9 protein-coding genes are annotated in these 12,740 nt (G+C 33.6%); 4 read left to right on the top strand and 5 right to left on the bottom strand.

What is annotated here, in order from left to right; translation table 11 throughout:
- The first annotated feature begins 9 nt into the window (after positions 1–9).
- Complete coding sequence (locus ASD98_RS17340) at positions 10–1,077, top strand: efflux RND transporter periplasmic adaptor subunit (RefSeq protein ID WP_056206744.1); 1,068 nt, start codon at positions 10–12, stop codon at positions 1,075–1,077.
- Between the two features lie 127 nt (positions 1,078–1,204).
- Entirely contained in the window at positions 1,205–4,375 is a 3,171-nt protein-coding gene (locus ASD98_RS17335; protein ID WP_056206741.1) for an efflux RND transporter permease subunit, read from the top strand.
- A gap of 152 nt (positions 4,376–4,527) precedes the next feature.
- Here the strand turns inward: ASD98_RS17335 and ASD98_RS17330 are convergent, their stop codons facing one another.
- From ASD98_RS17330 to ASD98_RS17310, 5 genes are all read right to left on the bottom strand, one after another.
- The gene (locus tag ASD98_RS17330; protein WP_056206737.1) at positions 4,528–4,965 is read right to left on the bottom strand and encodes a retropepsin-like aspartic protease; all 438 of its coding nucleotides are present in this window, start codon (positions 4,963–4,965) and stop codon (positions 4,528–4,530) included.
- Positions 4,917–7,577 (bottom strand): CHAT domain-containing protein, encoded by a 2,661-nt coding sequence (locus ASD98_RS17325; RefSeq protein ID WP_056206734.1) that lies wholly within the window; start codon positions 7,575–7,577, stop codon positions 4,917–4,919. The genes ASD98_RS17330 and ASD98_RS17325 overlap by 49 nt, the downstream gene beginning before the upstream one ends.
- 97 nt (positions 7,578–7,674) lie before the next feature.
- Complete coding sequence (locus ASD98_RS17320; protein ID WP_056206731.1) at positions 7,675–9,627, bottom strand: PKD domain-containing protein; 1,953 nt, start codon at positions 9,625–9,627, stop codon at positions 7,675–7,677.
- A 111-nt stretch (positions 9,628–9,738) separates the two neighbouring features.
- Complete coding sequence (locus ASD98_RS17315; RefSeq protein WP_056206727.1) at positions 9,739–10,716, bottom strand: hypothetical protein; 978 nt, start codon at positions 10,714–10,716, stop codon at positions 9,739–9,741.
- 188 nt (positions 10,717–10,904) lie between these two features.
- Positions 10,905–11,204, bottom strand: coding sequence for a hypothetical protein (locus tag ASD98_RS17310; RefSeq protein WP_056206721.1), 300 nt, complete (start codon positions 11,202–11,204; stop codon positions 10,905–10,907).
- Positions 11,205–11,333: 129 nt separating this feature from the next.
- Between ASD98_RS17310 and ASD98_RS17305 the strand changes: the two genes are divergently transcribed.
- Both ASD98_RS17305 and ASD98_RS17300 read left to right on the top strand, forming a co-directional pair.
- Positions 11,334–11,918 carry an RNA polymerase sigma factor gene (locus tag ASD98_RS17305; RefSeq protein WP_056206719.1) on the top strand — a complete coding sequence of 195 codons (585 nt, stop codon included), beginning with the start codon at positions 11,334–11,336 and terminating at the stop codon, positions 11,916–11,918.
- Between the two features lie 2 nt (positions 11,919–11,920).
- The gene (locus tag ASD98_RS17300; protein ID WP_056206717.1) at positions 11,921–12,643 is read left to right on the top strand and encodes a tol-pal system YbgF family protein; all 723 of its coding nucleotides are present in this window, start codon (positions 11,921–11,923) and stop codon (positions 12,641–12,643) included.
- Positions 12,644–12,740: the final 97 nt, after the last annotated feature.

The raw sequence follows: 12,740 nt of genomic DNA, 5'->3' as shown, positions 1-12,740 counted from the left end.
CTAATTACAATGAAGAAAACTATTACAACAATCGTAATCATAATTGCAGCCCTGGGTGTAATTGGATATGTCTTAAATAATAATAAGAAAAAGAACAAGGCAAAAACTGATATCGTAGCTGAGAAAAATGCAGCAGTTTCAGTAAAAATATCTCCGGTAAAAACAGAAGAAGTTTCATTAGATTTCGTTGCAAACGGAAACTTTCAGCCAATTCAGGAATTGACTTTCTCTGCTGAAAAATCTGGAAAAGTAATCAGCGTTTTAGCTAAAGAAGGTGACTACGTAAGAGTAGGACAAACATTATTAACTGTAAGAGGAGATGTTATTAATGTAAGTGCACAACAAGCTCAGGCAGCTTTTCAAAATGCAAAATCTGATTACAGCAGATACGAAAATGCATTTAAAACAGGTGGTGTAACAAAACAACAATTAGATCAGGCAAAATTAGCTTTGACAAATGCAGAGTCTAATTTAAAACAAGCTAACATCAATGTTGGAGATACTAAAGTAAAAGCGCCAATCAACGGTTTTATTAATAAAAAATACATTGAGCCGGGATCTATCTTAGCAGGAATGCCAGCTACAGCATTGTTTGATATCGTAAACGTTTCTAAATTAAAATTAGTAGTTACAGTAAACGAAAATCAGGTTGCAAGCTTAAGAGTAGGAAACCATATTAATGTAACGGCTAGTGTTTATCCTGATAAAAATTTCTCTGGAAAAATCACTTTCATCGCTTCAAAAGCAGATGAATCTTTAAATTTCCCAGTTGAAATTGAAATCACAAACAATGCAAACAACGACTTAAAAGCAGGTATGTACGGAACTGCAAACTTTGCATCAAACCAACAAAAACAAAACCTGATGGTTGTACCTAGAAATGCATTCGTAGGAAGTGTTAATAGTAACGAAATTTTTGTTGCTGAAAACGGTGTTGCAAAATTAAGAAAAGTTGTTGCTGGAAGAATTTTGGGTGATAAAGTAGAAGTTATCAAAGGATTATCTGATGGAGAAAAAGTAATTGTTACAGGTCAGATTAACTTACAAGACGGAAATACAGTAGAAATTATTAAGTAAGCTTTAAGCTGTAGGCAATAAGCTTTTTAAAAAGCCTAAAACTTACAGCCTAAAGCCTTAAATAAAATAATGAATTAAACCTTAAAGCTTAAAGCCTACAGCCTAAAGCCTATAGCATTAAAAAAATATGAAATTAGCCGAAATATCCATAAAACGTCCGTCGTTGGTAATTGTATTGTTTACAATTCTAACACTTGGTGGATTGTTCAGCTACAGCCAGTTAGGTTATGAGCTGATCCCAAAATTTGAACAGAACGTTATTACAATTTCTACTATTTATCCGGGAGCTTCTCCAAGTGAGGTAGAAAATACAGTGACAAAGAAAATTGAAGATGCGATTGCGTCTTTAGAAAATGTCAAGAAAATTGATTCGAAATCATACGAAAGTTTATCTATTGTTTCGATTACACTGACATCAAATGCAAAAGTCGATTTCTCTTTAAATGATGCACAGCGTAAAATCAACGCGATTATTAGTGATTTGCCAGAAGATGTTAAAACACCGGCATTAACTAAATTCTCGCTGAGTGATTTACCAATTATGACGCTTGGTGCCAACGGAAAAATGGACGAAGCAGCATTTTATGACTTAATTGACAAAAAAATTGCGCCTATTTTATCTCGTGTGCAAGGTGTTGCTCAGGTAAATATTATTGGTGGTTCTGAACGTGAAATTCAGGTAAACCTTGATGCTGTAAAAATGCAGGGTTACGGATTATCTGTTCCGCAGGTACAGCAAAATATTTTGACTTCGAACTTAGATTTCCCAACAGGAAACATCCAGACTCGTAATCAAAAAATATTAATTCGTTTAGCGGGTAAATATAAAAGTGTTGAAGAATTAAGAAACCTTGTAGTTTCTTCTCAAAACGGAATCCAAATACGTTTAGGTGAAATCGCCGACGTTCAGGATACGCAAAAAATCGCCGAGAAAATTTCTCGTGTAGATCAAAAAAGTGCGATCGTTTTACAAATCGTAAAGCAATCTGATGCGAATGCCGTTGCCGTAAGTGAGCAGTTATTAAAAACAATTGCAACTCTTGAAAAAGATTATGAAAAAAATCATTTAAAACTTGAAGTTGCAAAAGATAGTACCATCTTTACTCTTGAAGCTGCAGACTCTGTAGTGCACGATTTATTGATTGCGGTAATTCTGGTAGCACTTGTAATGTTGTTCTTCCTGCACAGTATTAGAAACTCATTGATTGTAATGGTTTCTATTCCGGCATCCTTAATTGCAACTTTCATCGGAATTTATTTAATGGGATATACACTAAACTTAATGAGTTTATTAGGATTATCTCTCGTTGTAGGTATTCTGGTCGATGATGCGATTGTGGTACTGGAGAACATTTACAGGCACATGGAAATGGGTAAAAGCCGAATTCGTGCATCGTATGATGGAACGGCTGAAATTGGTGGAACCGTAACTTCGATTACTTTAGTAATTGTTGTAGTATTCCTTCCAATTGCGATGAGTTCTGGTTTAGTATCTGATATTATTACACAATTCTGTGTTACGGTAATTATTTCAACGATGTTATCGCTTTTAGCTTCTTTCACCATTATTCCTTGGTTGTCATCTCGTTTCGGGAAATTAGAACATATTGAAGGAAAGAATTTCTTTGGAAGAGTTATTCTTGGTTTTGAAGATTATTTAACTCGTTTCACCAACTGGATTTCTGTATTGTTAACCTGGTGTTTGGATAATTACGGTAAAACAGTGATTCTGGTATTGCTATTATTCTTCGGATCAATTTTTGGACTTGGAGGTTTTATTGGAGGAGAGTTTTTCGCATCTTCTGATAGTGGAGAGTTCTTAGTTCAAATAGAGATGCCAAAAGATGCTTCGTTAGAACAAACGAACTTTATGACGCAAAAAGCAGAAGCTTTCTTAAAATCTCAGGAATACGTTCACAGTCAAATTACAACGGTAGGACAAACCAGTGAAGGTTTTGGAGCATCGCAGGCAACTGCTTACAAAGCAGAGATTGATGTAAAAATGATCGAACAAAAAGATCGTACAGATGATGCGAATGTTTACGCAGCAAAAATCAAACGTAAACTTGAAAAAGTATTGGTTGGAGCAAAAGTAAAAACAGTTCCGGTTGGTATTTTAGGTACAGCAGAAGATGCTACATTAGGATTAATCGTAACGGGACCTTCAACAGAAGCAGCGATGGCTTTTGCTAAACAAGCCGAAGCACAATTACGCACAATTCCCGGAACAACAGAGATTAAATTAACGGTTGAAGACGGAAATCCGGAGATTAACGTAAAAGTTGACCGTGATAAAATGGCAGCTTTAGGATTAACACTTCAAACAGTTGGTTTAACTATGCAGACTGCTTTTAGTGGAAATACAGACGGTAAATACAGAGCTGGTGAATATGAGTACGATATCAATATTAGATACAATGCTTTTGACAGAAAAAGTATTACTGACGTAAGTAACTTAATTTTCGTAAATTCAGCAGGACAGCAAATTAAACTGTCTCAGTTTGCAGATATTACAGAAGGTTCTGGACCTAGCCAGTTAGAGCGTAGAGATAAATCTGCATCTGTAACTGTAAAAGGACAGAACGTGGGGGTTCCGTCAGGAACAATTGTTACACAATGGCAGGCAAAATTAGACAAACTAAACAAACCAGCTGGAGTAAACTACATTTGGGGTGGTGACCAGGAGAATCAATCTGAAGGATTTGGTACTTTAGGAATTGCATTATTAGCCGCTATTATTTTGGTTTACCTTGTAATGGTGAGTTTATATGACAGTTTCGTTCACCCGTTTGTCGTACTGTTTGCTATTCCATTATCATTTATTGGAGCTTTATTAGCATTAGCTTTAACGAATAATTCATTAAATATCTTTACTATTTTAGGTATCATCATGTTGATTGGTCTGGTGTGTAAGAATGCGATCATGCTTGTCGATTATACCAACCAAAGAAGAGCAGCTGGAGAATCAATCAGAAATGCATTAATTCAGGCAAATCACGCTCGTTTACGTCCAATTTTGATGACAACAATTGCGATGGTATTTGGTATGTTCCCAATTGCATTAGCATCTGGAGCTGGAGCTGAATGGAAAAACGGTTTGGCTTGGGTAATTATCGGAGGATTAATTTCTTCTTTATTCCTGACCTTGATTGTGGTTCCTGTTATCTACCAAATAATGGAAGGAATCATACGCAGATTATCTAAAGGAGAAAAAATCGATTACGAAGCTGAAATGGTTGCCGATTATGAGCACACAGAATTAAGCGAAGACGGTTTTAACCCTAAACATACCCATTAATTGATTTAATTTTAGACGAAAAAATCCCAGATTCCGAAAGGAGTTTGGGATTTTTTAATTTTAGATTTATGAGTTTAGATTTTAGATTTTTTATTCTGATTGGAATTTGGAATTTGGAATTTGGAATTTGGAATTTGGAATTTGGAATTTTACTATTTTAAATACAAATAATGATTATAATAATCAATAATCGCTTTACCTTCAAGCAAAACATCTGCACCAATAATACCGTGAACAGGTTTTGCTTTATACGATTGTAAAGCTTCATTTACATGCGAAAGATCAAAAATTACTATAGTGAAACCTTTGTTTTTCCAGTTTCCTAATTGTAATGAATTTTGAGAAGAAATCTGCGTTGCCATTCCGGTTCCGCCCGCTCCGGAAGCTTTTGTTTTGGATTTTTTTGCAGATAATTCAAAACGTTCGATGCTTTCAAAACCAATGCAGGTATTTGATGCGCCCGTATCTAAAATGAAACTTCCCGAAACGCCATTAATTTTTGCTTTTATAGAAAGATGCTGTGTTTTAGTAACTTTGAATTTTATTTTTTTATAATTCTCTTTTTTGAGAACCTCGTGAAGATTTTCCATTTTTGATAATGATTGAAAATCAAAAATAAGCCAATTACAATCAATAAACTAATCGCATAATAGATATAATTTCCGGATTTTTCTTCTGCCGAAATTGATCCGTAATATACAAATGAACTCCAGTAATAAGGTGATTTCTTCGCATTAGGAATCGATTTGTTGTTTAAATATTCCAATTTTGCATTCGAATTTGCTTCAAAATAAGAAACATCATTTTTGACATTTTTATAAAAATCAGTCATAAAAACCGAAGTTGTAAAATCATTTACTTTCCATAAAGAAAACAGCAGATTCTGCGCGCCCGCAAACTGAAAACCTCTTGCAATACTCATGGCGCCTTCGGCTTTATACAATTTTCCAATTCCGGTTTCGCAGGCACTTAAAACCACTAAATCAGGATTTATATGGAGATTATACAATTCAGAATATAAGATTTCCTGATCATAAAATTTAATACTTGCCGGAGTTTCAATATCGCCAGATGAAGCGTGTGTACTCAAATGGACGATAGAATAATTGGAAGCATTATTTTTAAAATTAGAAAAACTGGCATTCGAATTTTCTAAATATTTCCCCTTAAAATTACTCCGAATCGATTCTAATTCTTTCTTAGAATAACTCAATTCAAAAGCCGTCTTTTCGAAAACCGGAAAAACTCCTAAAACCGTTTTCTCTGATTTTGAAACAGGTCTTGAATTCAGATAAATATTGGCTGAGGTATTATAAGCAATCCTGAAATCGTTCAATAAATAATGCATTTTAGCAAAATTCGTTGTTTTTGATTCCTGAGTAATTAATGCTTCAAAAGGAAGGAAATTTAAAATTCCGTCAGGAACAATTATTAGATTTTGATAAACCGAATTAGTTGGTAGGTTTAATAAATCGTAAGCCGCTTTTCCAGAACGATTATATCCTGTAATATCGTTTGTAATTGAATTGGCGTCATTAAAATAATTTATAAAAAAAAGAATATTCACTATTTTTCCATCTCCAATAGGAACTTGATTTAATGAAATTCGATTGTGTTGTAAAGTAAAATAATACAATTTTTCAGAACCCATAAAATAATAAACCATCGTAGCTTTATCATTTTCTAATTTTGAAAATAAGGTCTTTAGGTCGCAATTTTCAGGAAGATAATTTTGATTTTCAGACTGAATTTTTTTCAGCGAAAGCATCAATTCATTTTGGTTTTTTATAAGATTATTTATTTCTGAAATATCCGCTAAATCTCCTTTTTGCTGTTCTTTTAAAATCGCATTATTTAGATTTTGAAGTTCTTGCAAAAGCTGTTTTTCTTTTGCGGAAGCGTTTTTAATATTCGAACGATAACGTTGCAAAATTCCCGATTTTGTTCTTTCAGATAATTGAAAAGCTTCTTCCAAATATTGAACTTTTCTTTCCGTTTCATATAAATTACTGTAAATCGAAATACATTTTTCAGTTCGATTACGAGATCGTAATTGAGATATAATTTTTGAGTTTTCATAAACCAGTGAATTCATCAATAAATCTTCAATATAAAAAGAAAGGTCAAAAGCCTTTAAAGCTTTTTTAGGCTGCTTCAACTGCAGAATTTCTGCTTGCAAATCAATTGCGTCGATTAAAACTGTTTCGGCATACAATTGGTTTTGATTTGGAAGAATATCTTTAGAATTGAAATTTCGAATCAGGATTTTAAAAACATCAGAAATCTGCTTTGTGCTTTCATCATATTTTCTTTCATCAAAAAGCAGCAACGCTTTTTCATAATACAATTTTGCCAATTTTCTAGGTTGCTGATTTTTTGTTTGCAGAAGAAGTTTTTCGGCTTTGTCTAAATAAGGTTTTGCTTCTTTTAAATTATATCCTTGACGATTAAATGTGGCAAGACTTCTATAAGAATTTGATAAAGTTTCTGATTGCCCTTTTTCATTTTCAAGGTATTTTACGGCTGACTTAAATGCGTTTTCAGTTTTTTTATATGTTTCAGGAATCAATAAATTTCCTCCAGAACTTAGTAAATAATTATTCCCCAAATTATTCCATAAAATTCCCTTTTGCAAATTCGATAATTTCTCCGTTTTTAAAGTGTTCTCTAAAAGTTCAATTGCTAAAGAAACTTTCCCTGAATTCTGATAAACATTAGATAAATTCAAAATGGCAGCAAATTTTTGCTTTTGCGCATCAGGATAATTTTTCGAAGTATTTATAATAAAAAAGTATTGTTTAATAGTGTTTTCAGCACTATCATAATCACCCAAAACCGTATATAAATTTCCCAAAGGTTTTAAGCAGAATTCAATAATATCGTAATTGCTGAGTTTGTATTTTTGGTAAATCTGCCAGGCTTTTTCATAACTCGAAATCGCATTTTGTGTCTGCCCAAACTGATTTTCATAATACGCTTTATTGCAGTTTAAAACCACAATGGCTAACAATTCATCGTTGGTTTTAGGTTTTGGATTTCTCCAAAAATCAGTTTCTGCAGCGTTTAAATTTTGTAACGCTTTCGCGGAAGGATGAGCAACAAAACTATCAACAGCATTATATATTTTATCTTCCTGATTCTGTCCAAAAACATTCAGATTTATAAAAAGGAAGATTAAACCATATAAGTGATATAATTTCATGCTAAATTTTATTTCACGGAGATTCGTAAAGATTCACAAAGTATAAAAAATCTTCGTGTATCTCTGTGCATCTTTTGTGTGTCTTTGTGGAATAACCTTAAAATTTCCATATTCCATAAACCTGAAAGTAATTAAAATTTTGTTCAAAATTAATTACGTAGCGTGCACCCAAACTTGGGCCAATTCTGGCGAAACCAGCCGTTAAATCAAACAAAAGCCCCGTTTTGATATCAGTAAAAGAAGTTTTCACATTGTTGGTTTCTGTTTTTGTACCAATCAAAAAGTTTTCTTTATCGCCTTCATAAGTATCAATGGTTAAGTTCTGATTTTGTTCTTGCGAGACATTTATGTTAGCCTGAATTCCGGCGCCAATTCCGATATAATTATTAATGTTATACCGAATCAAAACAGGAACTTCCCAATTAATGTTTTTATTTTCAGTTGCTGTAGTGGTGCGTATTAATTGTCTTACTCCGTTTGCATTCGTATTTATTTGATCTACAACAGTAACCGCATTATTATATTGATTTAAAGCATTTACCCATTCTACCTGCCAGTAAAAACGATACGATTTAAAAGGCGAAAGCGTTGCTCCAACAAAGTAACTCGTTGATTTGTCCAGATCAGGATAAAAGTTGTAACCGGCTTTTACGCCAATCGAAATTCCCGGTAAAAATCGGGTAGTGGCATAATTGGTAATAATAGGTTCATTTTTATCGAAAATAATCGAAGTTCGGCTTTTGGTTTTTACTTTATGAAAATCTTCTCCAAACTTCATCGAGTATTTTACAAAACCTTTTGTACTGTCTTTTTCTTGAACATTTTTTTGTTCCGTTCCCGGAAGATAAATATTCTTAAACGTAAATATAATTTGCTTTTGTTTAATAATCGTATCGAGACAGCTCACGGTTGGTTCTTCGCCTTTTGGACAAATGGGACATTCGGGATACATACTTTCAATCTGGAAAGTTTTCTTGTCAAACATATCCGGAATATCAGTTTCTAAACGAATTTTTCTCGCCGGACCTTCACCATTATTTTGAAAACGGGTTTTAAAATTTACTCTCTTAAAACGCACTAATCTGTAATTCATAAAACGTCCGTTAGAACCCATTTTATTTGGGTCGTGAGATGTAACGATTTCCATTTCAAGATTTTTGATCTTATGATTTTTATAACTTCGATTCGGAACAAAAATACCGCGCATTGTAACCGTTGCGCTTGTATCTTTTATCATTTCCGGAGTTGTCTTAAACGTATAAAAAACATTGCGGGTTTCTCCCGGATTGGCATCATCAAATTCTAAAACCGAAACATTATGATAGGTTTTATTAGCATCTAAAAGTGAAGCATCGAGATCTTCTTCGGTAGTTGTATTTCGGTATTTTTTAAGTTTGAAACTGTTTTCGGCGGAAGCCACAAAATTATTCGAATCATCAAGATCATCGACCGATGCAACTAAGTTTTCTTTTACTTCACGTTCGTTTGCATACGTTCTAAAATCACTTAATTCGAAGTTATTATGTTTGAATTGTTTCTCATTATAAAAAAGATAAAGCTTGCCGCTTGAAACATAATTTTCGAGATTTTGATAACTTACTACGACTACCATTTCCTGCTCTGGAATAGGATCGCAGTTTTTCAGGATCGCAAAACCATTTTGATCTGCAATAGATGCAATGTCTTTATAATTAGTATCTGTAATATCATTTACGGCTACTTTTTTAGGGCGTGTTGCCGGAGGTTTTCCGTTGTCGTAATTGTTGGTTACGGCGAGCCTTGTGGTGTATGTTCCTTTGTTTTTATACACATGTTTTGGCTCTGCTTCTTTACTGTAATGTCCGTCGCCGAGTTCCCATAAATAAGAATAACTTGGCTTTGGAGCACCTGCAATTGGAATCAACGGCGGCGTTTCGGGTTTAAAAGAAACGGCATTTCCGTTTTGGATAAATCCAATATTGGCTCTTCGGGTTATGGTGTCTTTTACTTTGGTTTGTCCTATTGATAAAATTGAAAATAGAATAAAGAAAATAGACAGTTGTGGTTTCATAACTAGACAGTTTTTAGTCTTAAAATCATCAGAATCAATTTTAAAACAGGATTAAATGTAAAAAAAAGTGATGAGCAAATCATCACTTTCTCTTAAAAAAGCATTTATAAGTTACTGAATGGCATTAATTGCAGCAACAAGTTGAGCTTCGGTACCGACTGTTGTTTCGGCTAGTGTAAAGGTGTAAACGGCATTTGCAGTTGTTGTCACTCCTTTTATGGCATATCTCCAGTTACCATTGTCTTCGGTAGCGAAAATAATGTGGCAGGCAAGACCAATTGGAATTTGTCCGTAGTGTTCGCTGAACAATCCTTCGGCAGTATATGTATCCAATTTTGCAAGCGCATTTGTACCTTCTCCATCATAAGAAAGATATACAGCACTATTTGTGTTGTTGTATCCGTCTGGAACATCAACTAAAATAGTTGTTTTAGGTCTTGGATCGCTGTAAAAACGGTCAACATTTGTCCATCCAAAGTTTCCAAAAGTTACATAGTAACTGTTTCCTTCACCTTGAACGCCGCCTTTTCCGTCAGCACCTTTTGCATCTCTCCAGGCCAAATCACCATCTTCCTCAATTACACCAGTCCATAATGTCATTGCATTGTCATAACCGTCAGTCAGCGCAGTTGGAACCACCAAACTCAAATAACAAGAAGTTTGTAGTTCAACACCGCCTTGTGTAGCTTTAATAAAGAATTCTCCGCCCGAAATTAAAAGGTTTTTCTTTCCGTCTGGCGTAATTCCCATTGTTGGTTTGTTGGTTACCAGCATATTTCCTTTGTCAAAAAGTTCGATATATTCGATATTAACTTCTCCCGTTACAGCATTTCCGTTTTTAGTAAGGCAGTTTCCGTTAATATGTAATTTTACACCTTTTGCAGAGGTAAGCGTTACCATACCATCTCCGGCAGTAATCGTAAAGTTTTGTGTATTTCTTTTAACTCCTTTCTCACTTATGCTTCTAAATGCTGCCGATGTTGGTGGCAGAATAACATTGCTGCTGTTATCGCCATCACTGGTGTCGCAGCTTACAAAAGAAATTAATAATAGAAATAAAAGTCCGATAGTTTTAAAATTTGTGTTCATAATTTCTAGTTTTTATAAATCTGTCTTGATCGTCAAGTGGTTTTCAGATTCTGGTTATTAATTACAATCTTATATCAATTAAGGTTTGATATTGTTACCCTTGTTTTCAAAAATTATTTTTAGTGTGCTTATATGCTTATATCAACTTGTGGTTTTATTTGTTACCCTTCGTTTTATATTTTTTTTGATTATGCTGAAAGGCACTTATCTTCAAAGAGATTTCCGTCTTCATCAACAGCCACCAGAATGTTTTGCTTCCGCGAAAGCGTAATAATTAAATAAATCCAGACAATCGACCAAAGCCCAAAAGTGAGGCAGGTAAGAAATAAGTGCAGAAAATGTTTAATGACTTTTTTTTCTCTGCATAAAACAACATAGGGTAGTTTCTCGTTATGTTCTACGATTACAAAACCGTTTCGGGTCTTGGCAGAAATCATTTTGTAGAATTGATCTAAAGTCTTGTCGTTTGTAAATTGATAAGTTTCCATTTTCTCTTAATTTTTAACTCTTTTAAAAGATTTTTGTTTCCTTATATCAACTGCAATTGTTAATTGTTACCCTTTTATTTGAAATTTATTTGAGATTCTTTTTAACTTTATCTGATTAAAAGTTTTTTTATGAGTAAAACTAAAGTGCATCCTGACCAAAAGTATATTGACGGACTTGCTGCAAATGATTCGGCGGTAATTCAATCCATATATAAAAAGTATGTTCCTAAAGTCGTCATGTTTATTATGAACAATTCTGGTGATAGAGATCATGCTCAGGACGTTGTTCAGGAAGTATTGATTTTGCTTTTTAACCAGGCTAAGGCCAATTCGCTGCAATTAACCTGTCCGTTTGATGCGTACTTTTTTCTTTTGTGTAAAAGAAAATGGCTCAACGAATTGAAAAAAACATCCAACAAAGGGGTAACAATTATTGAAGATGCAGTATCTATTAATGAATCTGCACTTGAGCTGATTGGACAAACCGAAGAATTTGATGAAAAACAACAGCTTTTTGATACCATGTTTCAGAAATTAGGAGACAAATGCAAAGAGTTATTAAAGTTGAGTTTTGAAATTAAATCGATGGAAGAAGTGGCCGAAAAACTAAACGTAACGTACGGTTACGTTCGTAAAAAAAAGTCACTGTGTGTTGGCCAGTTAACGCAATGGATTCAGGAAGCAAAAAACTTTAATTCTTTAAAAAACGATTAGTCATGAACGAAGAACGTTACATATTATTTGATGAATATCTTCAAGGCGAATTAACAATTGAAGCCAAAAATGATTTTGAAAAACAATTAGTCGAAGATCCCGAATTTGCTTTGGAATTTGAAACTTTCAAAAACATACAATTTCAATTGGACAATAAATTTGGATTTGAACAGGAAAGACAAGCGTTTAAAGAAAACCTAAGTCAGATTGCAGAGAAACATTTTGATAATAAACCAAAAGTTATTGGTTTAAAACCTTGGTATTTGGCGGTTGCGGCTTCGGTTGCCGTTTTGTTTGGATTGTTCTTTTTCAATTACAACCAAAATCCTGTTTATGGAGATTACAATAATCCGGAACACGCTTCTTTTACCGAAAGATCTACTTCAGATGAAACTTTAAAACAGGCCGAAAAAGCATATAATCATAAAACATATAATAAAGCAATTCCGCTTTTTGAAACGATTTTACAAAAAAATAAAACAGCAGAAATTCAATTCTTTTATGGAGTTTCTCTTTTAGAAGAAAGCCATTATATAAAAGCTGAAGCCATTTTTAATGAATTGAAAGCAGGAAGTTCTGCATACAAAGAAAAAGCAGTTTGGTATCTGGCTTTATCTAAACTAAAACAAAAAGATTACGAAGGCTGTAAAAAAATCCTGGAAACCATTTCTGAAGATTACGAAGGTTATGATCAGGTTGAAGAACTTTTGCATCAATTGGATTAAATTTATTCTTAGAAAAAAAATATAACTCCTTTACGGGAAACCTCAATCGAATTTGGAATTTTAGTTCTAAATTCGATTTTTATTTTTATAAGAATCT

It is taken from the genome of Flavobacterium sp. Root186, assembly GCF_001428525.1.
Lineage (GTDB): Bacteria > Bacteroidota > Bacteroidia > Flavobacteriales > Flavobacteriaceae > Flavobacterium.
Note: the sequence above shows the minus strand (reverse complement) of the source record. Positions and strands in the feature narration are given on the sequence as shown.